The organism is Streptomyces sp. NPDC006134, assembly GCF_040628835.1.
GTDB lineage: Bacteria > Actinomycetota > Actinomycetes > Streptomycetales > Streptomycetaceae > Streptomyces.
Map to the genome: position 1 here is coordinate 1 of NZ_JBEXTV010000020.1, position 25,731 is coordinate 25,731.

20 protein-coding genes and 2 pseudogenes are annotated in these 25,731 nt (G+C 74.8%); 7 read left to right on the forward strand and 15 right to left on the reverse strand.

The features are described 5' to 3' along the window. Positions 1-154: 154 nt before the first annotated feature. A complete protein-coding gene (locus ABZ340_RS15425) occupies positions 155-1,609 on the reverse strand; it encodes a benzaldehyde dehydrogenase (RefSeq protein WP_358782278.1) in 1,455 nt (484 codons plus the stop codon). A gap of 52 nt (positions 1,610-1,661) precedes the next feature. Beyond that, positions 1,662-3,242, reverse strand: coding sequence for a benzoylformate decarboxylase (mdlC, locus tag ABZ340_RS15430; protein ID WP_358782279.1), 1,581 nt, complete (start codon positions 3,240-3,242; stop codon positions 1,662-1,664). A 97-nt stretch (positions 3,243-3,339) separates the two neighbouring features. Here mdlC and ABZ340_RS15435 point away from each other — a divergent pair, with 97 nt between their 5' ends. Then, positions 3,340-4,293, forward strand: a complete 954-nt coding sequence (locus ABZ340_RS15435) for a LysR family transcriptional regulator (protein ID WP_358782280.1) — start codon at positions 3,340-3,342, stop codon at positions 4,291-4,293. A gap of 87 nt (positions 4,294-4,380) precedes the next feature. Here the strand turns inward: ABZ340_RS15435 and ABZ340_RS15440 are convergent, their stop codons facing one another. The 4 genes from ABZ340_RS15440 to ABZ340_RS15455 all read right to left on the reverse strand — a co-directional run bounded on the left by ABZ340_RS15440 (position 4,381) and on the right by ABZ340_RS15455 (position 8,891). Next, a complete protein-coding gene (locus tag ABZ340_RS15440) occupies positions 4,381-5,466 on the reverse strand; it encodes a GNAT family N-acetyltransferase (RefSeq protein ID WP_358782281.1) in 1,086 nt (361 codons plus the stop codon). 118 nt (positions 5,467-5,584) lie between these two features. Then, positions 5,585-5,980 carry a hypothetical protein gene (locus ABZ340_RS15445; protein WP_358782282.1) on the reverse strand — a complete coding sequence of 132 codons (396 nt, stop codon included), beginning with the start codon at positions 5,978-5,980 and terminating at the stop codon, positions 5,585-5,587. Between the two features lie 194 nt (positions 5,981-6,174). Next, complete coding sequence (locus ABZ340_RS15450) at positions 6,175-7,149, reverse strand: LuxR C-terminal-related transcriptional regulator (protein WP_358782283.1); 975 nt, start codon at positions 7,147-7,149, stop codon at positions 6,175-6,177. A 32-nt stretch (positions 7,150-7,181) separates the two neighbouring features. Beyond that, positions 7,182-8,891 carry an amidohydrolase gene (locus tag ABZ340_RS15455; RefSeq protein ID WP_358782284.1) on the reverse strand — a complete coding sequence of 570 codons (1,710 nt, stop codon included), beginning with the start codon at positions 8,889-8,891 and terminating at the stop codon, positions 7,182-7,184. An 809-nt stretch (positions 8,892-9,700) separates the two neighbouring features. On the opposite strand from ABZ340_RS15455, the gene ABZ340_RS15460 reads away from it, so the two are divergent. From ABZ340_RS15460 to ABZ340_RS15475, 4 genes and pseudogenes are all read left to right on the forward strand, one after another. Beyond that, the gene (locus ABZ340_RS15460) at positions 9,701-10,060 is read left to right on the forward strand and encodes a hypothetical protein (protein ID WP_358782285.1); all 360 of its coding nucleotides are present in this window, start codon (positions 9,701-9,703) and stop codon (positions 10,058-10,060) included. Positions 10,061-10,116: 56 nt separating this feature from the next. Beyond that, positions 10,117-10,499 (forward strand): annotated as a pseudogene (locus ABZ340_RS15465) (dienelactone hydrolase family protein); the annotation flags it as partial. Positions 10,500-10,739: 240 nt separating this feature from the next. Continuing rightward, positions 10,740-12,101, forward strand: a complete 1,362-nt coding sequence (locus ABZ340_RS15470; protein ID WP_358782286.1) for an APC family permease — start codon at positions 10,740-10,742, stop codon at positions 12,099-12,101. 244 nt (positions 12,102-12,345) lie between these two features. Then, a complete protein-coding gene (locus ABZ340_RS15475; protein WP_358782287.1) occupies positions 12,346-13,242 on the forward strand; it encodes a GAF domain-containing protein in 897 nt (298 codons plus the stop codon). Positions 13,243-13,554: 312 nt separating this feature from the next. Here ABZ340_RS15475 and ABZ340_RS15480 read toward each other — a convergent pair whose 3' ends face one another. The 3 genes from ABZ340_RS15480 to ABZ340_RS15490 all read right to left on the reverse strand — a co-directional run bounded on the left by ABZ340_RS15480 (position 13,555) and on the right by ABZ340_RS15490 (position 15,877). Continuing rightward, entirely contained in the window at positions 13,555-14,232 is a 678-nt protein-coding gene (locus ABZ340_RS15480) for a class F sortase (protein WP_358782288.1), read from the reverse strand. Then, a complete protein-coding gene (locus tag ABZ340_RS15485) occupies positions 14,229-14,918 on the reverse strand; it encodes a DUF4142 domain-containing protein (protein WP_358782289.1) in 690 nt (229 codons plus the stop codon). The genes ABZ340_RS15480 and ABZ340_RS15485 overlap by 4 nt, the downstream gene beginning before the upstream one ends. Before the next feature lie 251 nt (positions 14,919-15,169). Beyond that, positions 15,170-15,877: a PepSY domain-containing protein gene (locus tag ABZ340_RS15490; protein WP_358782290.1), complete on the reverse strand. Its 708-nt coding sequence runs from the start codon at positions 15,875-15,877 to the stop codon at positions 15,170-15,172. A 274-nt stretch (positions 15,878-16,151) separates the two neighbouring features. Between ABZ340_RS15490 and ABZ340_RS15495 the strand changes: the two genes are divergently transcribed. Continuing rightward, positions 16,152-16,505, forward strand: a complete 354-nt coding sequence (locus ABZ340_RS15495; protein WP_358782291.1) for a hypothetical protein — start codon at positions 16,152-16,154, stop codon at positions 16,503-16,505. Positions 16,506-16,919: 414 nt separating this feature from the next. Here the strand turns inward: ABZ340_RS15495 and ABZ340_RS15500 are convergent. Continuing rightward, a pseudogene (locus tag ABZ340_RS15500) lies at positions 16,920-17,846 on the reverse strand (Lrp/AsnC family transcriptional regulator); the annotation flags it as partial. A 15-nt stretch (positions 17,847-17,861) separates the two neighbouring features. Then, a complete protein-coding gene (locus tag ABZ340_RS15505) occupies positions 17,862-18,395 on the reverse strand; it encodes a molybdenum cofactor biosysynthesis protein (protein ID WP_358782292.1) in 534 nt (177 codons plus the stop codon). A gap of 205 nt (positions 18,396-18,600) precedes the next feature. Here ABZ340_RS15505 and pgm point away from each other — a divergent pair, with 205 nt between their 5' ends. Beyond that, positions 18,601-20,241 (forward strand): phosphoglucomutase (alpha-D-glucose-1,6-bisphosphate-dependent), encoded by a 1,641-nt coding sequence (pgm, locus tag ABZ340_RS15510; protein ID WP_358782293.1) that lies wholly within the window; start codon positions 18,601-18,603, stop codon positions 20,239-20,241. Positions 20,242-20,333: 92 nt separating this feature from the next. On the opposite strand, the gene ABZ340_RS15515 is transcribed toward pgm, so the two are convergent. The 4 genes from ABZ340_RS15515 to ABZ340_RS15530 form a co-directional block, all read right to left on the reverse strand. Continuing rightward, complete coding sequence (locus ABZ340_RS15515; RefSeq protein ID WP_358782294.1) at positions 20,334-21,203, reverse strand: ATP-binding cassette domain-containing protein; 870 nt, start codon at positions 21,201-21,203, stop codon at positions 20,334-20,336. Next, positions 21,200-23,023 (reverse strand): dipeptide/oligopeptide/nickel ABC transporter permease/ATP-binding protein, encoded by a 1,824-nt coding sequence (locus ABZ340_RS15520; protein WP_358782295.1) that lies wholly within the window; start codon positions 23,021-23,023, stop codon positions 21,200-21,202. The genes ABZ340_RS15515 and ABZ340_RS15520 overlap by 4 nt, the downstream gene beginning before the upstream one ends. Next, complete coding sequence (locus ABZ340_RS15525) at positions 23,020-23,961, reverse strand: ABC transporter permease (RefSeq protein WP_358782296.1); 942 nt, start codon at positions 23,959-23,961, stop codon at positions 23,020-23,022. Before ABZ340_RS15525 ends, ABZ340_RS15520 begins: the two co-directional genes overlap by 4 nt. An 80-nt stretch (positions 23,962-24,041) precedes the next feature. Then, positions 24,042-25,571, reverse strand: a complete 1,530-nt coding sequence (locus tag ABZ340_RS15530) for an ABC transporter substrate-binding protein (protein WP_358782297.1) — start codon at positions 25,569-25,571, stop codon at positions 24,042-24,044. Between the last annotated feature and the right edge of the window lie 160 nt (positions 25,572-25,731).

A 25,731-nucleotide genomic window follows, 5' to 3' on the forward strand; every position in this document is an offset into this window, starting at 1 on the left:
AGCGTCTCCGACGGCACCCCTCGGGCCCGGTGACACCACCCCCCAGGTCATCCGTTCGACAGGGGGCAACAGTCATGCCGGGCCCGGAGGCCAGCGGCCCTCTTGCAGGACCGCGGAAAACATAACGGGGGCGGAGCGGGGACGGGCGCGGCGGTCAGAACGGATAGTCGGCGATGTCCGGACGCACCGTGAGCCACTGGGTCTCCGTGAACGCCTCCACGTTGGCGGCGGCGCCGCCGAAACGGGACCCGGTGCCGGAGTCCTTGACGCCGCCGAAGGGCGCGTTGGGCTCGTCGCCGACCGTCTGCTCGTTGATGTGGATCTTGCCGGAGTCGATCCGGTCGGCCAGCTTCATCGCCGTGCCGACGTCCCCGAGGATGCCGACCGACAGCCCGTACTCGCAGTCGTTCACGATCCGCGCGGCCTCCTCCGGGGTCGAGAAGCCGATGACGGGCGCGACGGGGCCGAAGATCTCCTCCCGCCACGCCGGCATGCCGGTCGTCAGGCCGGTCAGCACGGTCGCCCGGTAGCCGGCGCCCACGATCTCGCCGCCCGCGGCGACGGTCGCACCCGCGGCGACGCTGTCGGTCACGATGCGGTGCACCCGCTCCAGCTGGCGGCGGTCGATGATCGGGCCGAGCGCCACGTCCTCGCGGGCCGGGTCACCGACGGTCAGCGCCTTCGCCTTCGCGGCGAGCGCGGCCGTGTAGTCGTCGAGCAGCGACTCGTGCACGAGATGACGGCCGGTCGTCATGCAGATCTGGCCCTGGTGCAGATAGGAGCCGAACGCCCCCGCGGAGGCCGCCTTGCGCACATCGGCCCCGGGCAGCACCACCAGCGCGTTGTTGCCGCCCAGTTCGAGGTGGGCCCGCTTCAGGAGCCGCCCGGCCCGCTCGCCGATCGCCCGCCCGACCGGCGTGGACCCCGTGAAGGAGACGACCCGCACCTCGGGGGCGTCCACGACCGCCCGGCCCACCGAGCCGTCGCCCGGCAGCAGGTGCAGGACGCCGTCCGGCAGCCCGGCCTCCTCGAAGACGCGCGCGATGACGACACCCCCGCCGACCGCGGTGCGCGGATCCGGCTTGAGCAGTACGGCGTTGCCGAGGGCGAGCGCGGGCGCCACCGACCGCAGGCCGAGGATGAGCGGGAAGTTGAAGGGAGCGATCACGCTCACCACACCGGCCGGGCGGCGGCGCGCCAGCGACCAGCGGGCCTCCTCGGAGGTCAGCACCTCGCCCTGCGGATGCGTGGGCAGCGACGCGCACTCGAAGCACTCGCCCACCGCGAGGTGCGTCTCGAAGCCCGCCTTGGCCCGCACCGAACCGGCCTCCCGTACGAGCCAGTCCTCGATCTCCGCGGCGTGCTCGGTGAACAGTTCGCCCGCCCGCCGCAGAACGGCGGCCCGCCGCTGCGGGGAGGTCGCCGCCCACGCGCGCTGCGCCTCGGCGGCCCTGGCCGCCGCGCGGCCCACGTCCTCGGCCGTGGCCAGGCCCACCGTGCCGAGCCGGTTCCCGGTGGCCGGTTCGACCACGGGGTGCTCGACGGCGGAGACCCGCCAGCCGTCGCTGAAGAACTTGCTGCCCCAGACGTCACTGTCCAGGAGTGTCATCGGCTTGCCTTTCCAGGGTGGTGCGGAGGTGGTCGAGAGGGGTGTCCGCGGGTCAGGAAGGGGTGGTGAGCGCCGTGTCCACCTGGACGAGCCGGGGGTGGTCCGGCCGCTCGGCGAGGACGGCGCGCAGTTCCCCGGCGCCGCCGACGTGCCGGGACGGGACGCCGTAGCCCTCCGCGATGCGGGTGAAGTCCAGCCCGGGGATGTCCAGTCCGGGGGCGTCCGGCACGCCGAGGAGGCCGCCGAACCAGCGCAGCGCCCCGTACGTGCCGTTGCGCAGCAGGACGAAGGTCACCGGGAGCCGGTGCCGGGCCGCCGTCCACAGCGCGGTGATGCCGTAGTTGGCCGAACCGTCCCCGATCACGCCGACGACCGGGCGGTCCGGGTGGGCCATCGCGACCCCGACCGCGCCGGGCAGCCCGAACCCGAGGCCCCCGGCGGCCGGGAAGTAGTAGGAGCCGGGCCGGCGCAGGTCCATCTGCCGCCACCACGCGGCGTTCGTCGACGTCGACTCGACCACGTACGCGGTGTCCTCGGGCATCTCGTCGCGCAGCGCGGCGAAGACCTCCTCGGGGTGCAGCCGCGGCCCTTCGGCGGTGAGCGGCTCGGGCACGGGCCGGAACGCGTCCGCCGCGGCGGGCGGGGCGCCGAGCGCCTCCGTCAGCAGCCCGACGACCGCGCCGGGGTCGGCGACCAGCGCCTCGCCCATCGGGGCCCGCGCGGCGGCGGAGGCGTCGTCGGTGACCTGGATCAGCCGGGTGCCCTCGGGCAGGTACCGGCCGGGAAGGTACTCGTGGTAGCGGAACACCGGGGCCCCGAGCACCAGGACCAGGTCGTGGCCTTCCAGCGCCCGGGAGACCGGCGCGATCCCGGCGGGCAGCACGCCGCGGAACAGCGGATGGCGGTTGGGGAAGGGGAGCCGGAAGAGGGAGGGCGCCGCCCACACCGGTCCGCCCAGGCGCTCGGCCAGCCGCACGGCGTCGTCGAAGAGGCCGGCCGCGTCGATGTCGCCGCCGAGCACCAGCGCGGGCCGCCGGGCGGCGGTGACCTGTCCGACCAGCCGGCGGACCTGCTCGCCGCCGGGCGCCGAGGCGCGCTGCACCTGCCGGTCGAGCACCGGCAGGCCGTTGTCGCCGGCCTCGGCGTCCCAGTCGTCGTACGGCACGGAGAGATAGGTCGGGCGCCGCTGCAACCGCGCCTCGAACACGGCCTGCGCCAGCGCCCGCGGCACGTCCTGCGCGCAGGCCGGCTCGGCGGCCCAGCCGACGAGGGGCTTCATCAGCGCCGGCGCGTCGACGTTGGCGAGGTTGGCCTCCGGGCCGACGGCGGACCGCACCTGCTGCCCGGCGACGATCACCAGCGGGGTGCGGGAGGCCACGGCGTTGGTCAGCGCGCCCATCGCGTTCCCGGACCCGGAGGCGGCGTGCAGGTTGACCAGCGCCGGCCGGCCGGTCGCCTGCGCGTAACCGTCCGCCATCCCCAGCACGGCACCCTCGTGCAGCCCGAGCACATAACGGAAACCGTCGGGCAGATCGGCCAGGAACGGAAGCTCGTTGGAGCCCGGGTTGCCGAAGAAGGTGGTGAGCCCCTGACGTTCCAGGAACTCGTGGGAGAGGTGACGCACGGAGGGCACTGACGTTCCTTTCCGGAAGTGATGCGGGACACGCTAAGGAACGCCGTGACATGGGCACCAATAGATGTTTCGACGTCCCGATATAGAGTCCGTCGATATGGGGACCTTCGACCTCAACCTCGCCCGGGTCTTCGTGCTGCTGTACGAGACCGGCAGCGTCACGGCCACCGCCGAGACGCTCCACGTCACCCAGCCCACGGTCAGCTACAGCCTGGCCAAGCTGCGCCGGCACTTCGGCGACGACCTGTTCCGGCGCACCGGGCGCGGGCTGACGCCCACCGCCGGGGCCCGCCGGCTGTACGAACCGCTGCAGCGCGCCCTGGCGGAGATCGACGGGACGGTCCGGCAGGCCGACGCCTTCGACCCCGAGACCATGGCGGGCCGCTTCACCATCGCCCTGTCCGACCTCGGCGAGGCGACCCTCCTGCCCCGCCTCCTGGCGGCAGCCCGCGAACGCGCGCCCCGGGTGTCGTTCACCGTCCGGCCGCTGGACGTGGACGACGCCGAGCGGCAGCTGCGCCGCGGCGAGCTCGACGCGTTCGTCGCCACCCCGGTGCTCACCTCGCACCTGACCGTGCGCGTCCCGCTCTTCCACGAGCGCTACGTCGCCATGGTCGCCGCCGACCACCCCCGGATCCGGGGCGACGCGGTCACCCTGGAGCAGCTCGCGGCCGAGCACCACGCGACGGTCTTCGGCCCCAGCGGGCACGTGGTGCCGCGGGCCGTACTGGCGATGCACGGCCTGCTGGACCGTGTGGCCGTCGACGCCACCCGCTTCTCGATGCTGCCGTACCTGCTGGAACACACCGACCTGGTCGCCATCCTCCCCGAGTACGTCGGGGAGGTCTTCACCGCCTCCCGGCGGCTGCGCCTGGTACGGCTGCCGTTCGAGACCGAGCCGGTCGAGGTGGCCCTCTACGCCCGGCACGAGTCCTCGCGCAGCCCCTCGCAGCGGTGGCTGGTCCAGTTCATGGCGGAGGTGCTGGGCACCCGGGTGAGCCCGGCCCAGCTGCCGCCGTACCCCGGCCACGCGCCGCACCCGGCGGCGTGACCGGACGGGCGCGACGTATGGCCACGGACCCGGGAACCACGCCGCCCGGCGCCGCACGGTGCCGGTCCGTGCGGCGCCGGTCGGCGGTCAGCGGTCGCGCAACCGCCCCAGGCGCGTCAGCGTCCTCGCGGCGGCACCGGCCAGCCGGGGCCGGCCGCGTACGAAGCGGCGTGCGGCGCGCGCCGGTTCCCGCCCCAGGAGGTAGGCCGCCCCGCCCGGCCCCGGACGGACCACCGCGCCCTCGTAGACGGTGTCGTCCCGGGTCTTGAAGGAGTCCTTGTAGCGGGCCGGCCCACTGCCCAGGTCGACCCTCTCGATCCCGCGGGCCGCCGCGGCCTCCAGCATGCGCAGGTGCAGCACGAGCCCGGGCGAATACCTGCCGTACGCACGGTCGTACGCCGGGAACCACCACGACAGCACGGTGGGCGAGCACAGCCCGAAGTGCGCGGCCACGGGCCGGCCGCCGGCGTACAGCACGGACAGCACCCCGCGGCACTCGGGCACCTCGCCTTGGGCGAGCAGCTCCACCAGCCCGGTGATCCACTCCTGCGCGAACCGGTCCCGGCGGCCCGTCCGCCGGTACTGCGCGGACTTCCACCGCATCAGCGCCCGCAGCGCCTGCGGATCTTGGGCGTCGTACACGAACCGCACCTCGCCGGCCTGCCGGGCGAGCTTCCGCTCCTTGGCCAGGATCTGCCGGAGGAAGCCCGGCGATCTCTCGCGCAACCGCTCCCGGTACCGCTCGAACCCGTCACCGAGGCCGACCACCGGAGCGGCCAGTTCCTCGTCGGCGTGCGGGACGAACACCCGCTGGCCGGCCTCCAGGTTGTCGAACTCCCAGGACGACAGCCCGCAGGCCCGCAGCAGCCGGCGGGCGTCGAGCCCGACTCCGGGGCGCAGGACGGCCCCCTGACTGTCCGACACCCCCAGCCCGATGGCCCGGCCCTGCCCCAAGGGCCCCTTCTCGAACGGGAAGAACCCGGCCGGGACCCCGTCCTCCGACAGCACCGCCACGCGCGCTCCCGGTCTGACCCGGCCGACGGCCGTGGCGAACGCCGGGTCGAGGAACGGGTTCGCCGGTGCCCCGGCCTCCTCCCGTATCCCTCTCCACATCTTGCGGTCGTCCGGGCTCAGTTCGTGCGGTCCCAGGACGAGAATGCGCTTTCCGGGCAACTCCGCCTCCTGTGTCGTCGCCGTGCCGGACACACGCGAGGGCCCGCTCGTCACCGCGTATTGGCATTGGACGGCGTCCGGGCCGCACGCGCGGGCCTCGATGGGGTACTGCCGTCGCTCAGCAGCGGAACGTCTGCAACACGGCGTCACCGGGGGCACGGGCACCCGCCTGCCGCCCCGGTGCCGTCGCCGCGGACGGCCCGGCCGTCCCGGGCCCGCCGTCCGCGGACCACCGCACCGGGACACGGGCCGTCTCGGGGCCGGACCCGGCCGCGGGCGCCGTCCGCGCACAGCGCGCGGCGGACCGGCGTACGGGCACGTCGTCCTCACCCCGTACCGGCTCCGGCTCCCCGGCGACGCCCTCCGCCCGAGGGCCCGGCGTCCGACCGGCCGCCTCCGTGCCCACCGCCACGGCGCCCGTGCCGCCGGCGTCCGGCGAGGGCGCCGGGAGGAAGAAGTACAGCAGCGCGGAAGCCAGCAGGACCACGGCCGCCGCCCCTCCACGCCGCACCATCGAAACCCCCGGCCTGCGTCTCGGCGGGGGCCGGCATACGGGTCGACAGACGGGGTCGGCGCCGGGCGGGTCCCCCCGTACGCCCGGCTGCCCCTCCAGTAGGCCGAGCGTGTCTCGTCTCCGTCAAGCCCCGGTAAAGCGATTCACCGCGTCTGTCCGAAAGCGAGTGACCCGGGGAAGCCGCCCGGCGGCGTTCAGGGCGCCGGTTCCAGGCCCCAGGCGGCGGCCCGTCCCGCGGCGGCGGCCCGGTTGGGGACGCCGAGCTTGGCGAGGATGTGCTCGATGTGCGTGGCGACGGTACGGAGCCCGATGCCCAGACGGCCGGCGATCTCCCGGTTGGTCCGGCCGCGGGTCAGCTCCGCCAGTACTTCGGTCTCGCGGGCGGACAGCGCCGCGGGCCGCGCGACGGGACGGCACACGGCGCGCAGGGCCGTGCCCTGACGGGCCAGCCGGACTTCGAGCAGACGCCGCTGGTACGGCACCAGGACGGTGGCGGGCAGGGGCCGGCCGGCGGCGACCTGCCGTACGAGCCGGGTCAGCGGGGCGTCGGCCGAGGCGAGCCCGGGCAGGGGCCGCCCGCTCACCGGCACGGGAGCCGCGTCCCGCCCCGGCGGCAGCAGCACGGCACAGGCCCCGCTCTCCGGCGCGCCGGGCGGCCCGGGGAGCACCAGGGGATCGGCCACGGCGCCGAGGGACTCGCCCAGCAGGGCCATCACGGCGCGCAGGGCCTCCGGGGCGCGGCACTCGCGCGTGGTGCTCACGCTGAGGACGCCGACGTACCTGCCGTCCGCCGCGAACAGGCACTGGGCGAGGCCGCCCCGCACCCCCAGGGGGCCGAGGACGTCACGGAGGCCGGGGGAGTCCCGCCGCTCGGTCTCCGGCACCTCCTGCCACCAGCGCAGGCCGTCCGGTGAGCGGCGGACGGCGGCGAAGGCCGGGTCGTCGTGGAGCCGGTGCTCGATGTACGCGGTCGCGGCGGCCGGGTAGGTGCCGGCCAGGGTGACGTGACGGCGGCGCAACGGGTCCCACTGCGCGAGGGAGGCGAAGTCGTGGTCGATCACGCCGGACAGCGCCGCGAGGACGGCGTCCGGGCCGCCCGTGCCCCGGGCGGCCCGGCGCAGGCCCACGGCCGCGTCCAGCACCTGCGCCGTCCCCCGCGTCGTCGTCATCCGCCCAGGATGATCACCGGGCGGGGCGGCCGTCAACCGGCGAGTTCGTCGTGCACCACGTCCCCGCCGACCGCGGTGAACACCACCGGCAGGTCCGGGATCTCGTGCGGGTCGGCCGCCCGCAGGTCTCCCGCGACGACGCACAGGTCGGCGGCCTTGCCCACCTCCAGCGAGCCCTTCCAGCTCTCCGCGAAGTCCTGCCGGGCCGCGTCGGCGGTGTAGGTCCGCACCGCCTCGGCGAGCCCGATGCGCTGGTCCGCGCCGCTGACCCGCCCGCTCCCCCTGGCCTCGCGCAGCATCATCGTCGCCACGCCCTGCCGCCAGTCGGGGAAGGTGACCGGCGCGTCCGACCCGCTGGTCACCCGCACGCCCGCGTCGAGGGCGTCCCGGTAGGGCCACTCGTACGCCGCCCGCTCCGGACCGACGTACTCCTCCTCGATGTCCGCGACGGTCCACTTGATGGTGGGGTTCATGGTGACGCCGAAACCGTGCTCCGCGAGCTTCCTCATGCTGCCGGCGGTGAGGAAGTCGCCGTGGATGACGTAGTGGCGGGCGTCGGGCCTGGGGTGGGCGGCCGCCGCCGCGGCGAAGGCGCCGGCGACGGTGTCGATGCAGCGGTCCCCGGTGGCGTGGACGCCGACCTGGAGACCGGCCGCGTGCGCGTGCCGGATCATCTCCTCCAGGCCGGCCGTCCGCTCCCGGTCGGTGTGCCCGCCGACGCACAGGGCGCCGTGCCCGCCGGAGACGTACGGCTCGTGCATCCAGGACGTCTTGTTCAGCGGGATGCCGTCGGCGAAGACCTTCACCCCGAGGACGGCGAACCGGCGGGGGTCGGCGGACGGCCCGACGCGCATCCCCTCCAGCGCCCGCACGAACTCCCCGGCCGTGCCCGACATCCCGGCCGGCAGCAGCAACGCGCTGACCCGCGCGGTGAGTTCGCCCCTGGCCAGGAGGTCCTGGTACACGCCGAGGACGTCCTGGCCGAGGGCGCCGCGCATCAGGTGGTCGCCGCCGGGGCCGAGGCCGGGCTCGGTGTAACTGGTGATGCCGAGCCGCGCCAGCGTGGCGAGCGTGGCCCGGACCGCGTCGGCCTTCACCTCGGGGGAGGGGGCGGGCAGGACCCGGTGGACGAGGTCCTGGGCGCCCTCGTACAGCAGGCCGGCCGGCTCGCCCGCCTCGTCGGTGACGATGACCGCGCCGGGCGGGGCGGGGGTGTCGCGGTCCACGCCGGCGCGGGCGAGCGCGGCGGAGTTGACCCAGGTGGCGTGGCCGGAGGCGGAGTACAGCAGGACCGGGTGGTGCGGGCTGACGGGGTCCAGGTCCCGGCGGGTCGGCAGCCGCGACGGACCGGCGGCGCACTCCTGGAGGAAGCCCGGGTCCCAGCCGTGCCCGACGATCCACTCTCCCGCGGGGGTACGGCCGGCCGCGGCGCGCACCGCGTCGGCCACGTCGGCGATCGACCGCACCGTGGGATGGGTGAGGTCGAGGGAGAGCGGGGGCCTGGTCATCCCGAACGCGCATCCGTGCAGGTGCGCGTCGTTGATACCGGGCAGCAGCGTGCCGCCCGCCAGGTCCACGATCCGGGTGCCGGGGCCGGCGTGCGCCATGACCTCGGACCGGTCGCCGACCGCCGAGACGACACCGCCGGTCACCGCCAGGGCGGAGGCGACGGTGAAGCCGGCGTCGACCGTGAGCACGGAACCGTTGACGAAGACGAGATCCGCCGGGTGTGCGGCAGCCAAGGTGACGTCCTTCCATCGGGGTGGGTGGGATCGCACCCCGCGGTGGCCCCGGCGGCGCGACGAGCCGTGGGGAGACACCGCAGGGGGAGGCGAGCACTGTCCCCCGGACCGGCGGGGTCCCGCATCGGTCATCCGACCGAGGGGCGGCGGACGGGGGACGGTGGACGGGGGGACGGCGGACGGGGGTTCTTCCCGCCGGGGAGTCCACGCCCGGACGGAACCGGACGCGGGCAGGACGCCGCCCGTCCGCGCCCCGCGGCGGCGGGCCGTGAGGTGGCCCGGGAGGCGGCGCCGCGCGGACGCACGGCAGGTCTGCGCGACATCCCGTGAGTTCCCCTGCGGCCCTCCTGAGTCCCCAGCCCCCGTGGCCAGGAGGTTCGTCCTCCTCCGTGTGCTCTGCGGTGCGGTGACGCGACCGCGGGCGCAGCCGCCGGCCCGGCACGGCCGCTCGCACCCGCTGATCGACGAGCAGACCGCCCTGGGGACCGGCCCCATCGGCAAGAGCTCCGTCGCCGGCCCGGCGCCGCACGGCCGGACCGCGACGCTCGGACGACTCCCCATGGACCGTCAGCCCGGAGAGGCACTCGTCCACGGTCCCGGCCCGCTCCGCCTCGCCGCCGGGATCGGAGGACGTCCGCCCGCCGGCGGCCGTCCGGCCCGCTCACCTCCGAGCGCCGGACGGCGTGAGCCCACCGGTGATTCGGAAGGGTGCGACGGGGGCATCGACACGACGGAGCCACGGCGGGGGCCGGGCCGGTTCCCGTGTACCGGTCGGGGCTGTGGTGACGTGACGGCCGGGGGAGTCGCTGATGATGGGGTGGATCCGTCGCTGGGCAGCCGAGAAGGACCATGAGGCGATGCTGCGGCAGAGGGTGGACACGGAGCTGCTGAACAGGGTGGTCAAACGTCACCTGTCGCAGGTACGGCGGGAAGCCCGCCGTGTGAGCGAGCCGACGCGCGCGGATGCCGCCGAGGCGGTCGCCGTGGAGGCGGAACAGCGCAGCAGGCAGTTCATGATCAATGCGATTGCTCTGTGGCACGCCCGCCTCCCCGACGGGCGGCAGGCGGACGAGCGCCGGTACGCGGTGGTACAGGAGTACCTGCGCTGGCGTGACTACATGAACCGAAAGGCCGAGGAGCTACGCCGTCACGCGGACCAGGCGAAGTGAGCGACCGGCCCGCCGCGACGCGCCGCAGACGACCGAGGTCCTCGCACGCATCGCCGTTGCCCGGCCGCGGCGGACGGCACCCAGGGCGCTGACGTACGCGGACGGCTTCGGCATCCGGCCCGTGCCGCGGGAGACGGCCCGCGAACCGGCCGGGCACGGGTACTGCGTGCTCGTCCCCGGCCTCTTCCACCGGCCCGGCCCGGCACCGGTGGTCGAGCTTCCCGGGCACATCGGGGAAGAGGCCCGGCCCGCGGTCTTCGCCCGGCTGATGCCCTTGACCGAGGCGCACACCGCCGAGCGTGTCCTGCGCGACGCCGATGCCTGCCTCGGGTTCCTCACCGCCCAGCCCGAGGCCGGCGCCGGTCCGGTCGCGCTGACCGGCTACTGCACAGGCGGCCTCTACGCGATGCGCACCGCCGCGGCCCACCCCCACCAGGTGGCCGCCTGGACGAAGGCCGTGACGGCGTAGCGGCCGAACGGGTCGTCCAGGCTCCGGTCCGGTCTGCGCAGGTCTTCGGGACCGACTCGTCGCCCCTTCGACACGCATCCGGGTCACACCCCGTCGTGTCGACACGCATCCGGGTCACACCCCGTCGCGCGCCATCCGGACGTGTCCACCGGGCGCGAAACCCCGGCACGGCGGCGCGTGACTCGTGTGACGCAGGGGACACGGGGCGACATGCCGACAACCACGGACCAGTCGCCGGCCCGCGCCTCGGGCGGCCCGGCGCTCAAGCGTGCCCTGACCACCCCCCTGCTCTACTTCTTCATCCTCGGGGACGTCCTCGGCGCCGGGGTGTACGTCCTCGTCGGCCAGGTCGCCGCCGACTCCGGCGGAGCGGTCTGGCTCCCCCTCCTCGTGGCCCTCCTCCTGGCGCTGCTCACCGCCGCCTCGTACGCCGAGCTCGCCACCAAGTACCCGAGAGCCGGCGGGGCCTCCCACTACGCCACCCGGGCCTTCGGGCCGTTCGCCGGCTTCGTCGCGGGTTTCTGCATGCTCGCGGCCGGCATCGTCTCGGTCGCGGCGCTCGCCCGCGGCTTCGGCGGCGACTACCTGTCGGAGTTCCTCACGCTGCCCGTGGGACTCGTCGCCGTCGTCTTCCTGGCCGGGCTGGCGCTGGTCAACGCCAGAGGCATCAAGGAGTCGACGCGCGCCAACGTCGTCGCCACCGTCGTCGAGGTCGGCGGCCTGGCCGTCATCGTCGCCCTCGGCGCCTGGCTGCTGCTGCGCGGCGACGGCGACGTGGGGCGCCTCACCCAGCTCGGCACGCCCGAGAAGGGCGCGGCCGCCGCCGTCCTGAGCGGTTCCGTGCTGGCGTACTACTCCTTCGTCGGGTTCGAGACCTCCGTGAACGTCGCCGAGGAGACCCGCGACCCGCGGCGCTCCTACCCCCGTGCCCTCTTCGGCGCCCTCGTCACCGCGGGCGCCGTGTACGTCCTGGTCGGCGTGGCCGCCTCCGCCGCCGTACCGACCGCGCGGCTCGTGGAGTCCAGCGGGCCGCTGCTGGAGGTCGTCAAGGAGGCGGGCACCGTGCCGACCCGGCTGTTCAGCGCGATCGCCCTGGTCGCCGTCGCCAACGGGGCGCTCCTCACCGGCATCATGTCCTCCCGGCTCGCCTACGGCATGGCCCGGGACGGACTGCTGCCCTCCGGGCTCACCCGGGTGCTGCCCGGCCGCCGCACCCCCTGGGCCGCGATCGCGGCGACCACGGTGCCCGCCGTCCTCCTGGCGCTCACCGGCAGCGTCGCCACCCTGGCCTCCACCCTCGTCCTGCTGCTTCTGGTGGTGTTCCTCATCGTCAACGTCGCCGTCCTCGTCCTGCGGCGCGAGCCGGGCGAGGCCGGCCACTTCCGGGCGCCCACCGTGCTGCCGGTCCTGGGCGCCGCCTCCTGCGTGCTGCTCGCCACCCAGGTCGAGGCGGAGGTGTGGCTGCGCGGGCTCGTGGTGCTCGCGGCCGGCGTGGTGCTCGCCGGGGTGGCCGCCGCGCGACGCGGGGGCCGGCGCCGGGACGTCCGCCGGGACACCGGCGCCCCGCGCTGAGCGCGCGGCGCCGGACCGGGACGACCCGGCACGCGGCCCGGACAGGTTCCCGAAGATCATCCGGGGTTGTCACCGGGGTACCCCTCGTGGTTAGGCTCGGGGAAGTGCTTGGGAAGCAGGCAGGCCCTTGAACAGCGGGTCCCGCGGGCGCATGCCCCGGGCCGCTGCGGGCGGTGGTTCCGTCATGCCCCGACGCGGAGCGGAGGCCGCCGCCCGGCGACACGCCGTCAGTGAGGATCTGTTGATGGACCATCAGGCCGGGACACCGTCCCCGTCACCTGTGGCGAAGACCGCCCACGACGGCCCGGACGGAGCGGGCGCGGAGCCGGGCGGGGAGACGGAGGTCGCCCGGCTGCGCAGGGAGGTCGCCGACCTGCGGGGGCGCCTGCTGGCCCACCCGGGCATCTCGCTGGCCCAGGGCATCCTCATGGAGCGTTACGCGCCGGCGACACCCGAGGACGCCTTCTCCCTGCTGCGGGACGCCTCCCAGCGGTTCAACATCAAGATGCACACGCTGGCCGACGCCGTCGCCCGCATGCCCGGCCCGGATCCGGACGCCGCCGTGTGGTTCCCCGGCCGGGCCCGCGGCGGCCCGCCCGCTCTGCGCGGGCTGCCGGTGGACCCCGCCGGACGGGACAACCAGGGCGCCGTGCTCAACGCGGTGCTGCGCCGGGTCCTCGCCGTGACCGGAGCCGGCATGGGCAACGTGCAGCTGGCCGAGCACGGCCGGCTGCGACTGGTCAAACACGTGGGGCTGGGACAGGAGTTCACCGACTTCTTCGCCTTCGTCGACGACTCCTCCACGGCCTGCGGGAAGGCCGCCGAGAGCGGACGGCAGGTCACCGTGCGCGACATCGCCACCGCGGCGCTCTTCGACGACGCCTCCCGGCGCACGATCCTGCGCGCCGGCAGCCGCGCCTGCCACAGCGTCCCGCTGGTGGACCGCTCCGGAACGGTGCTGGGCATGGTCTCCTCGCACCACGAACGCCCGCTGGCCGGCTTCACCCAGGCCCAGTTGCGCACGCTGGAGGAGATCGGTGGCACGGCCGGGCACTGGCTGGCGTGGCACCGTCGTACGGTCGTCCTGGACGCCCTCGAACACCTGCACGGCACGGCCCGCGGGAGACGTGGGGCACCGTAGGGCGGACCGGCTCGGCGGGACGGCGGCAGCGGCTCGCGCACGTCGCGCACCGGCGACGCCACCCGCCCGGCCGGTCCCTGCCGTGCGGCCTCGGCGCGCCGCCGCTCCAGGCCGGCGGCGGAGAAGCCGGCGGCGCACACGGCAGGGCGGACGGCTGCGCACCTTGCCTCCCGGGGCGTACAGCCCCAGGTGGCCGTACGTCACCGGGTGGTCGGTGTACGTGCGCTGCCGGTGGGCACGCCGGCTGTGTCTCCGCCGGCTCCCGCCCCGGCCGTGCTTCTCCGCTCATGGCGCGGCAGCGCTCGTGGTGCGTCAGCCGGGCCCCGCGCCCGGCCCGGCCGCCGCCGCGGGCGTCGCGTACAGCACGAGGTTGCGGTCGTATCCGCGTCCCGCCCCGCGATAGGTGCCGGAGCAGGTCACGAGCGCGAGCCGGTGGGGGCCCGCACGGCCGAACAGGTCGCGGGGCAGCGACCGCTGCGGGTAGGTGCGGCGGGCGGTGACCACATAACGGTAGGCGTGACCGTTCGCGCCCACCACCTCGACCGGCGCGCCCGGCCGCAGGGCGTGCAGGGCGGCGAACGCGCCCAGGCCGTCGCGCCGCGTGTCGACGTGACCGGCGACGAGCACGGTGCCCCGGGCCGCTCCGACGGGGGAGCCCAGCGCCCACCAGGCGCCGTCGCGGCCGTCCTCGGGGAGGTCCAGTGCGCCGTCGGCCCGCGCCGCGACCGGGACGAGCCGCGCGTCCAGCCCGGGAGCGCGCACCCGCTCCGGCACGGCCGGCCCGCGCCGGTCGCCCGCCGCCACCGGTGGCGGCAGCGCTCCCCGGCTCTCCGGAGCCGGGGTTCCAGCGATTCCAGTGAATCCAGTGAATCCGGTGAATCCGGTGAATCCGGTGAATCCGGTGAACAAGGCCCAGCCGGAGACCGCCGCCATCACCGCCCCGGCACCGCACGCGGCGGCGGCGCCCAGCGGGCTACGGCCATGGCTCAACGGCCCGGCGCCGGGCCCCGCCGCCCCCGTACCAGCCGGACGGCCCCCAGACCGGCGAGCAGCGCACCGCCGGCCAGGCCGAACGCGGCGGCGGACGGCGAGGAATCCCCGGAGGAACCCCCGGCGGCGAACTGCCCACCGCTGCCCGCCTTGACCATGCCCGCGTCCGCCGCGGCGTGGCAGGTGCCGCTGCGCACCATGTCCAGATGCTTGGCCACCACCGGACGTGCCGCCCGGGCAGCCGCCTTGACCTCGGCGTTCCCGCCCGCCCGCAGCTCGTGGTCGATGAGGGCGAGGGTCTTGGTGTGCGCGGCGTCCTGGGCCTTGAGCCACGCCGTGTCGTACGCGGGGCTGCCGGCCTTGGCCTGTACGGCGGCGAGCTCCCGCTTCTGCTCCGCGGTCGGCGACGCCGGCAGCGCGATGCCGAGCTTGGCGGCCAGTGCCGCGAGGTCGGAGTCCAGCTTGCCGTGGTCGCGGACGAGGGCCGCGCCGACCGTCTTCACACACGCGGTCGTCGCGTGCTTCTGTGCGTCCTGACCGGCGGCGATCTCGGCGAGGTTGCCCTGGTGGGCGGCCTTGACGAACCGGACGTCCTGGTCACCGACCGGCGCGGCCACGGCCGGCGCCGCCGATGCCGCGGCGGCCGCCAGCACCAGAGCGGCTATCGACGTGCTCCTGGTACGCATCACAACGTGCTCCCTTCCCGCCCGCCGCACGCCGCGGCCGGGCGGATCTGCCGAGAGGGCGCTGCTCCAGCACCCCGCACAGATGGATCTCGCACGACACGCCGGTCCTCACACGAAAGCATCCGTTTCACTCCGGTGGCCGACACGGAAGAACGGGCCTCGCCGCGCAGGTGCCGCGGGTACGGCGCGCCCCGGTGCCGGGAACGGTGAAGCCGCCGCCCGCGCGGCGGACGGCGGCAACCCGGCACGGCTCAGTCGCGGTCGACGTGCTCGCGCAGGATCTTGCCGTCTCCCGCGTCGACGTCGTACGTGGTCTTGTTCCAGTTGTCGGTGGTGACGATGTCGACGGACCAGATCAGCCGCCGGTCGTCGTTCTCGTCGAGTTCGATGCCGGTGACGGTCCCCTTCGTCCTGTCGGTGGCCGCCTGCACCGCTTGCTCCGGACTCTGGCGGGCCTTGCCCAGCCGGTCGGCGACCTTGCGCTTGTCGTCCGCGTCCTGGTCGGAGTCGGGCTGCGTGCGGAACACCTTGCCGGTGGCGGCGTCGATGTCGATGCGGTGCACGGTGCCGTCCGGGGCGGCGACCTCGGCGGCCCACTCCGGGGAACCCACGGAGGGGGCCGGGTTCGGGGTGCTGGGGGAGGGGGAGCCCGTCGCGGCGGTGGCCTCACGTGAGGTGCGCTTCAGTTCGAGGTGGGTCAGCTTGCCGCGGGGGACCTCCCCGACGGCGGTGTCCGCCGCCTTGTCCCAGCTCACCTTCGCCTTCGGCACCAGGTCCTTGCGCTCGGCCTGGTCCTCGGACAGCGAGGGGGAGGCGGCGGGGGACGTGGTCTGGGCGGGCGCGGCGACACCGGCGGCGGTGGTCTCCGCGTTTCCGCAGGCGGTCAGCAGCAGGGCGGAGCCGCCCAGGGCGCAGAGAACGGCCATCGACCGCAGCGGCCGACGCTTGCGGATGGTCATAAAACATGACGTTGTACTCATACGGCTGTCAGTAACCGCACCCCTGTGCCGACACACCGGGAGACTCCCGGAATCACTGCAACGGCCCACACGGGACGCCGGGGCCGGCCGGCCCCGGCGCGCGGGCGTGGTCACCGGGCGGTGAGCCCCCTCCGGTCGTGACCGGGCAGGCCCCTCCGGTCGTGACCGAGACGGTATCTCCTGGGGGTGTATGACATGTTCCGGCCGGGGTAGTTCCGCTATGGATGAAAAGCGGCAGGGAGGACCGGGCGTGATGCTGTCTCATGCACTCGAGCGCGGCGTGCTCGTCATCACGGTGCCCAGCGACCCGGGCATCGACGGGCGGGCGCCGCTTCTCGAGAAGATCGGCGGACTCGTCCGCGCCCACCGGCCGGCCCCCGTCGTCATCGTCCTGGACGAGCCGGCGGCGACCGGCGCGGCGGTCAGCGTGGTCCTGCGGGCCCACCGGCTGTGCAGCGGCCTCGGCATCCTGATGTCCGTGGCCACCCACAGCGCGCCCACCCGGCGCCTGCTGGAGGCGAACGCCGACACCAGCGGCACCCGTCTGGTCATCCACGCGCACGCCGACACCGCCGTCACCGCCGCCGCGTTCGCGGCGGCCGCCTGACGGCCGGGACGGCTCCCGCCGCGCCTGCCGCGGGAGCGCTCCGCCGTGCGGCCAGGCGGTGAGGGGCAGACGACCGGCCGTCCGCCCAGGGCCGTCCAGCAGGTGGCCCATCCGCTTGGCCGTGTACAGGGTCATCTGCCGCTCCACCACGGGCACTTGGGGGAACCGTCGCAGGATCTGCTCCTCCGGGGTCCGGGACTCGGCGGGTGAGCGCAGACAGACCCGCAGCAGCAGGTTGGACACGCCGGTCGTCGCCGTGCACAGCCGGGTCTGGGGCAGGGCGGACAGCGCCGCGCCGACCGCGTCGAGCCGGCCGCCGGGCACGTCGAACCGGTAGGTGACGGACACCGGCCAGCCCGCCGGCCGCTGGGCGGGGTCGCAGCGGAAGTGGTTCCCGCGGTCGCGCGTCATGCGGGCCGGCCGACGGCGTACGGAGGTCTCGCTCAGCCCGCAGGCGGCGGCCAGAGCGGCGTGGCTGAGGTGTCCGTCGGCGCCCAGCGCGCACAGCAGCCGGTGGTCGCGTTCCCCGGGCCCGGCCGCCGGACGGGGCGTGCGCGAGGCGGCGCGGTCGTCGGCGAGCAGGGAACGCTGCCGTTCGCCGAGCGCGTGGACGAGCCAGCCGCTGCCCTCCCGGTAGACCCAGGTGCCGACACTGAGCCGGACGCCCGTCACGCCGCCGAGGCGGGCCGGCTCCCGGGTGGCGAAGGTGTCGAGGTCCGGCGCCTCCCGGGCCGCGACGCGGCAGAGGAGCTGGTGCCGGCCCGTCGTCCGCTCGACGCTGAACACGTAGGGCCGGGCGCCCAGTTCCCCGGTGAGGGCTTCCAGGGCCTCGGGCCGGCAGGACATCTCCGCGCACCCGGTGGCCGCGATGTGGTGGGACGGGCAGGCGGTCATCCAGGCCAGGCCGCCCGCGGTGAGCCGTCGCCAGCGGCGCGCCGCGGTGGTGGCGTCGACATCGATCGCGGCGGCGATCCGCGCCCACGGCGCGCGAGGCCGGACCTGGAGGGCCTCGGCCAGCGCCAGATCCGTCCCGGTCGGCGTCGCCGCCCGGCGCCGCCTCGCCGGACTCGCCGTCCGGGCCGCACCCGACGACCCAACGGCCCAACGGTGCCCAACGGCCCGACGGCCCGCGCGAAGGCCGGCCGGGACCGCACCGCGGCCGAGGAATCCCTGACGGCCCGGGGCGTCTTCCCCGGGCCGCCGCGGAGTACGCCGCGGTGACCGACGGCCCCGCCGCCCCGGTGGCCCGCCTGCCCGGCGACCGGCCACGCCCGCCCCCACGCCGGCCGGACCAGCCGTCGGCCGCCGGCCGGCGACGGGACACGGGGGCGGCCGGGCCACGTCCCGTCCCTCGGGTCAGTCCGCCCCCGTGGTCCCGGGGCGCGCGGTGGCGTCCGGGCCGTCGACGACGCGGAACACCGCCGGCCCGAGCCCGATCACACCGTCGTTCAGGGGCGTGCACCGCACACCGCCCCTGCCGCGCAGCGCGCGCTGGGCGCCCGGGCCGATGGTGACGTCCATCCAGGCACAGGGCCGCGCGGGCCGGTTGACGGCGAACAGGACCGGACCGCCGCCGGTGTCGAGGGAGACCGTCGACCCGAGGAAGGCGTCGATGTCCACACCCCGCAGAAGGATGTTCCGGCGGGTGTGCCGCAGATCGGCGGACGGAAGGATGCCGCGGGGCAGGTTCTCCACGGCCATGAGGGTCACCGCCGCGTCGCGGTGCGCGGGCCTGGCGTAGTAGCGGTCGCCGACCAGTCCGAGCCGGCCGCGCACCTCCACCTGCGGCACGCACTCGTCGGGCGGACCGGACGGCAGCCCGTCGGCGGGCCGCCCGGCCAGCCGGTGCGACGGCGACACCAGCAGTTGCAGCACCTCCACGTCGGCCATGCCTTCACCCTATGCGCTCGGCCACGGGCGGTCCCACCGGACCGGGCCCCGCGAAACAGGCTGAACAGGTATGGCTGGACAGACATGGCTGAGCAGGTATGACAGACACAACAGACGCCGGTCGGCGGTGGTGCGGCTGGTCCTGCCGCCCGGGGGGAAGATGGGAGCGCGAGCGCACGCACGATCGATGTGGAGGAGTGAGCCCATGCAGCACGAGCGAGCGGGCAAGCCGGCCGAACCGGAGGACCTGGTGGACGTGGCCCGGCTGGTGACGGCGTACTACACGCTGCACCCCGACCCGGCCGATCCGGGGCAGCGGGTGACGTTCGGGACATCGGGGCACCGGGGATCGTCGCTCGCGGCGGCGTTCAACGAGGACCACATCGCCGCCACCAGCCAGGCCATCTGCGAGTACCGCGCCGCCCAGGGCACCGACGGCCCGCTGTTCCTCGGCGCGGACACCCACGCCCTGTCCGAGCCCGCCAGAGCCACCGCGCTGGAGGTGTTCGCCGCCAACGACGTGACCGTGCTGATCGACGCGGCGGACGGCTACACCCCCACCCCCGCGGTCTCGCACGCCATCCTGGCCCACAACCGCGGCCGCACCTCGGGCCTGGCCGACGGCGTGGTCGTCACCCCCTCGCACAACCCGCCCGCCGACGGCGGCTTCAAGTACAACCCGCCCAGCGGCGGCCCGGCGGGCAGCGAGGCGACCTCCTGGATCCAGAACCGGGCCAACGAGATCATCGCGGGCGGCCTGAAGGACGTACGGCGCATCCCCTACACCCAGGCGCTCGCCGCGCCCGGCACCGGCCGCTACGACTTCCTCGGCACCTACGTCTCCGACCTGCCCAGTGTGCTCGACCTCGACGCGATCCGGGCGGCGGGCGTGCGCATCGGCGCCGACCCGCTGGGCGGTGCCTCCGTCGCGTACTGGGGCCGCATCGCCGAGCAGCACCGCCTGGACCTGACCGTGGTCAACCCGCTCACCGACCCGGCCTGGCGGTTCATGACGCTGGACTGGGACGGGAAGATCCGCATGGACTGCTCGTCGCCGCACGCGATGGCCTCCCTCATCGAACAGCGGGACCGGTTCCGGATCGCGACGGGCAACGACGCCGACGCCGACCGGCACGGCATCGTCACCCCCGACGCCGGCCTGATGAACCCCAACCACTACCTCGCCGCCGCGATCTCCTACCTGTACGCCCACCGCACCGAGTGGCCCGCCGGCACGGGCGTCGGCAAGACGCTGGTGTCCTCCGGGATGATCGACCGCGTCGCCGCCGACCTGGGCCGCCGGCTGGTCGAGGTGCCCGTCGGGTTCAAGTGGTTCGTGGACGGGCTGGCCGACGGGTCGATCGGCTTCGGCGGCGAGGAGTCCGCCGGGGCGTCCTTCCTGCGCCGGGACGGCTCGGTGTGGACCACCGACAAGGACGGCATCATCCTCGCCCTGCTCGCCTCCGAGATCACCGCCGTCACCGGCAGGACGCCGTCCGAGCACTACGCCGCGCTCACCGAGCGTTTCGGCGCACCGGCGTACGCCCGCATCGACGCGCCGGCGACCCGCGAGGAGAAGGCCCGCCTGGCCAAGCTCTCCCCGGCCCAGGTCACCGCCGGCACCCTCGCCGGGGAGCCGGTCACCGCCGTGCTCACCGAGGCGCCCGGCAACGGCGCCCCCATCGGCGGCATCAAGGTCACCACCGAGAACGCCTGGTTCGCGGCCCGCCCCTCGGGCACCGAGGACGTCTACAAGGTCTACGCGGAGTCCTTCCGCGGCCCCGATCACCTGCGCCGGGTGCAGGAGGAGGCCCAGCAGGTGGTCCTGGGCGCCCTGGGCGGCTGAGGCCCCTCGCCGGTGCGCCCCGCCGGCCGGGCGACGGCCGGCGGGGCGCACCCGGCGGACGGCGCCCGGTGCCGCGCCGGCCGTCCGCGCGGTCAGCGGACGGCCGACGCGCGCGCGGCCTGCCTGCGGCGGCGCTGCTCGGTGACGTCCGCCACGGGGGCGGAGAGCATCAGGGCCCGGGTGTACGCGTGCCGCGGCGCGGTGGTGACCGTACGGGCGTCGCCCGTCTCGACGATCTCCCCGCGGTGGATCACCGCCACCCGGTGGCTCATGAACCGCACCACCGACAGGTCGTGCGTGACGAAGAGGTAGGCCACCCCCGTCTCCTCCTGGATCTCCAGGAGCAGGTCGAGAACGGTCCGCCGGGTGGTGAGGTCGAGCGCGGACACCGGCTCGTCGCAGATGACGAGCCGGGGGCGCAGGGCCAGGGCGCGGGCGATGGCGACGCGCTGGCGCTGGCCTCCGGAGAACTCGCGGGGCAGACGGGCCGCGGCGTCGGCGGGCAGGTGGACGCGGTCGAGCAGACCGCCGACCCGGGCGCGGGCCTCCCGGGCGCCCACCCCGTGGCCGAGCAGGGGCTCGGCGAGGGTGTCGCCGATGGTGAGGGAGGGGTTCAGGGAGGTGTAGGGGTCCTGGAAGACCACCTGCAGGTCGCGGCTCAGCTCCCGGCGGCGGGCGCGGCCGGCCCGCTCGATGCGCTCCCCGGCGAAGGCGATGGTGCCCGACACGACGGGGACGAGGCCGAGGACCGCGCGGCCTAGGGTCGTCTTGCCCGAGCCGGACTCGCCGACCAGGCCGAGGGTCTCGCCCGGCCGGATGTCGAGCGAGATCCCCTTGAGCACCTCGGTGCGCGGGGCGCGCCGGCCCTTGCCGGGGAAGGAGACCCGCAGGTCCCGCACCCGCAGCAGGGCCTCCGCGTCCGCGGTGGCGGTGGCGGTGGCGGTGGGGTCGGTGGCGGTCATGCGGTGGCGCTCCTCGCCTCTCGGGGCTGCCAGGGGGCACGGGCCGGGGCCTCGTCGAGGACGGCGTCGAGCAGGGCCTGGGTGTAGGGGTCCTCGGGGGCGCGCAGGACCTGTTCGGTGGTGCCGGTCTCCACGATCCGGCCGGCGTTCATCACGGCGACGCGGTCGCAGAGGTCCGCGACGACGCCGAGGTCGTGGGTGACCAGGAGCACGCCCAGCCCGCGGTCTTTCTGCAGGCGGCGCAGCAGGTCGAGGACCTCCGCCTGGACCCGTACGTCGAGCGCGGTGGTGGGCTCGTCGGCGATGAGGAGTTCGGGGTCGCAGGACATCGCGCCGGCGATGAGGACGCGCTGGGCCATGCCGCCCGAGATCTCGTGGGGGTACAGGCGCAGCACGCGCTCGGGGTGGGGGATCTCCACCAGGCGCAGCAGGTCGACGGCGCGGCGGGCCGCCTCCCGGCGGGAGAGGCCGAGGACGTGGCGCAGGGGTTCGGTGAGCTGGCTGCCGATGGTGAAGGCGGGGTCGAGGTTGCTCATGGGTTCCTGCGGGACGTAGGCCACGGTGCCGCCGCGCAGGGCGCGATGGGCGCGTTCGGGCAGGCCGACGACCTCCTGCCCCTTGACGGTGATGCTGCCGCCGGCGACCCGGCCGCCCTCGGGCAGGATGCCGAGCACGGCGAAGGCGGTCTGCGTCTTGCCGGAGCCGGACTCGCCGACCAGGCCCACGATCTCCCCGGCGCGCACGTCGAGGTCGACGCCGTGCACGACCTCCTTGCCGGTGCCGTCCGGCCGGGCGTAGGCGACGGTCAGGCCGCGCACCGAGAGCAGCCCGGCGCGGCCGGCGGAGAGGTCCGGGGCGGGAGCGGCGGGGGCCGTTCCGGTGGCGCGGCGCCGGGGCGCGGCCGGCTGCCCGGCGCGGTCCTCCAGCCCGTCGCGCAGGGCCCCGGCGAGCAGGACGAGGGCCGCGTTGGTCAGCCCGAGGGCGAGGCCCGGCCACAGCATCAGCAGCGGCGCGCGCTGGATGTTCTGGAACGCCTCGTTGAGCATCGCCCCCCAGGTCGGGGCCGACCCGTTGCCGACGCCGAGGAACTCCAGGCCGGCCTGGAGCCCGATGGCGACGCCGGCGACGAGCGCCACCTGGATGATGACGGGGCCGCGCACCACGATCAGGATGTGCCGGGCGACGATGCGCAGGTCGGACAGCCCGGACACCTTCGCGGCGTCCACGTAGAGCTCCTTGCGGACGCCGGCGACGATGCCGCGGACCAGGCGGAAGAAGCTCGGGGCCGCGAGCACGCCCAGCACGGTCATCAGGGCCCACACGTCGGGGCCGAGGATGGCCCGGGAGGCCAGCAGGACCACCATGGCGGGCAGGGCCATGACGAGGTTGACGACCCAGCCGGCGGCGGAGTCGAACCAGCCGCCGCGGTAGCCCGCGTACAGGCCGCAGGGCACGCCGAGGACGAGGGCGATCCCGAGGGCGATCAGCGCCCCGCCGAGGGTGTTGCGGCCGCCGTGAAGGAGGCGGGAAAGGATGTCCCGGCCCGCGGAGTCCGTGCCCAGCGGGTGGGCGCCGCCGGGTCCGGCGAAGGCGTCGGCGAGCGAGGAGGCGGCGGGGTCCTGCGGCGAGAGCAGGGGCGCCAGGGCGACGGCGGCGACGAGGAGGAGCAGGACGGCGGCGGAGAACGCGCCGAGGGGGTTGCGCAGCAGGCGCCGCACGGCGCCGCCCCGGCGCACGGGCACGGGCGCGGCGCCGGCGCCCCGGGGCGGCACACCGGAGAGCCCAGCGGGGGGAGCGTCGGCCGGGAGGTTCTCGCTCATGCGACCCTCGCCTTCGGGTTGAGCCAGCCGATCGCGATGTCGACCAGGAGGTTGATCAGGACGACGCCGACCACGGTGAGCATGACGAGCGCCATGATCACGGGGATGTCGCCGCGGGTGGTGTAGGTGACGGTCATGCTGCCGATGCCGGGCAGGCCGAAGATCTGCTCCACGATCACGGCACCGCCGAGCAGGCCCACGAACTGCATGCCGAGGACCGACAGGGCGGGCGCGGAGGCGTTGCGCAGGACGTGCCGGAACACGATCCGGGAGGCGGGCAGGCCGCGGGCGCGCAGGGTGCGGACGTAGTCCTGGCGCAGGACGTCGATCACCGCGCCGCGGACCTGCTGGGAGACGCCGGCCACGGAGGCCACCGACAGCGACAGCACCGGCAGCGTGATGGTGGACAGCCAGCCGCCCGGCGACTCGGTGAACGGGGTGTACCCGATGGCCGGGAACCAGTTCAGGCGGACCGCGAAGACCAGCACCAGGACCAGGGTGACCAGGAAGCCGGGCAGCGCGTAGCCCACGACGCCCAGGACCTGCACGAAGCGGTCGACGGCGCCGCGCCGGACACCCGCCCAGACGCCGAGCAGGAACGACACGACGGTGGTGACGAGGGTGACGCCCACCATCAGGCTCGCGGTGACCGGCAGCCGGGCCGCGACGGACTGGCCGACGTCCTCGCTGGTGAACCAGGAAGTGCCCAGGTCGCCGCGGACGGCGTGGGCCAGCCAGTCGGTGTACTGGGTGAGGACCGGCCGGTCCAGGCCGAGCGCGGCGTTCTTGGCGTCGACGGCCGCCTGGTCGGCGCTCTGGCCGAGGAGTTGCCGGCCGACGTCCATGTCGGGCACCGACAGCAGCAGGTAGGACAGGAACGAGATGACGACCAGGAGCAGGGCCCCCGCCGCGATCCTGCGGGCGATGAAGGTCAGCATGACACTCGGTATCCGGGTATCCGTGGCCGGTCGCCGGGGGGTGGTCGCGGAGACCTCCGCGACCACCCCCCGGCACGGGCTCACTTGGCGGGGGCGTAGTTGTAGATCGAGGGGACGGCCATCCCGGACTGCGGGGTGATCTTCACCGTGCCGTCCGAGACGTGCAGATAGGTCATCCGGTAGAAGGGGACGAACCAGCCCTCCTTCACGAGGTGTTCGTTCAGCGCCCGCGCGGCCTGCCTCGCCTGCTCCTCCGTGCCGGTCTGCACCCGGGGGACCAGCTTCCGCACGGTGGGGTCGGTGGTGCCGAACATGTTGAAGGCCCCCGGAGTGACCAGTTCGTTGACGACGACCCAGTCGGACGAGGACTGGCCGATGTTCATGACCATGCCGGAGTAGGCGCGGTCGGTGAACACCTTCCGGACCGCCGAGGCGCCGTCGAGGTCCTCCCAGACCAGCTTCACGCCGATGGCCTTGAAGTCGGTGACGAGCGAGGTGGCGAGGGCGTCGTTGACGATGGCCGCGATGCGGGGCAGCTTCAGCGTGAAGCCCTGGGCGTAACCGGCCTCCTTCAGCAGTGCCTTCGCCTTGGCCGGGTCGTGGGAGTAGTACGTGTCCAGCCTCTCGTCGTACCCCTGGGTGCCGGGGCCGAAGACCTGGCCGGTGGTCTCACCGCGGCCCTGGCGGATGGTCTTGAGCATGGTCTCGCGGTCGACGGCGTAATTCAGCGCCCGGCGGACGCGGGCGTCCTTCAGCGCGGGCGTCAGCTTCCCGCCGCGGTCGAAGAGCAGCAGCCCCTGGAAGTCGAACTCCTGCTCCGCCGTCTTCAGCCGGGTGTCGGACTCGATGCTGACCTGCTGGTCGGCGCTCTGCAGGAGGGCCGCGTTCACCTGGCCGGTGCGCAGGCCGTTGACGATCGCCGTCTCGTTGTCGAAGAAGCTGATCGTGACGTTGTCGTAGGGGAGCCGCTCGCCCCAGTAGTCGGGGTTGCGCTCGTAGACCCACTTGGTGCCGATCGTCGTCCTGGCCTTGACGAGGCGGTAGGGGCCGGTGCCGTCGGGGGTGGTCTTGAGGCCGTCGGCCTCCTCGAACTTCGCCGGGTTGGCCATGAGGCCGGCGGCGTCGCTCAGGTAGAACAGCATGGCGGGGTTGGCCTGCTTGAGCTTCAGCGTCACGTGCGTGGGGTCGGTGACCTGCACCGACTCCAGGTCGTTCAGCCACTTGGCGTCGGCGCCGCCGCCCTTCTTGAAGCGCTCCATGTTGGCCTTGACCGCCGCCGCGTCGAAGGCGGTGCCGTCCGCGAACTTCACGTCCTTGCGCAGGGTGAGGCCGAGCTCGGTGCGGTCGTCGTTGTACGTCCACCCGGTGGCGAGCATCGGGCTGAAGCTGCCGTCCGGTTCCCGCTTGACGAGGGTGTCGTACGTGGCCTGGAAGAACGGCAGGGCGCTGCCCACCGCCTGCGCGGGGTCCAGGCTCTGGGGGAAGGTCATGGTCGCGATGGTCAGGGTCGACGAGCCGGCGCTCCGGGTGCCGGAGCCGGTGCATCCCGTGAGGGCGAGGGTTGCGGCCACGCACGCGGCGACGGCCCCGTTTCGGGTGGTTCTGTTCATGGGGTTCACTCCGTCTGGAGAGCCGGGGAGGGGCGTCCCGGGTGAGATGGGCGGTGAGCTTACCTGCGGAATCAACCACTTGGTAGGTTTTCCGCGGGTTCGATTGACCGGCTGGTAGGTTCTGGCGGGTGCCGGCCGCGAGGGCCGGTCCGACGGGAGC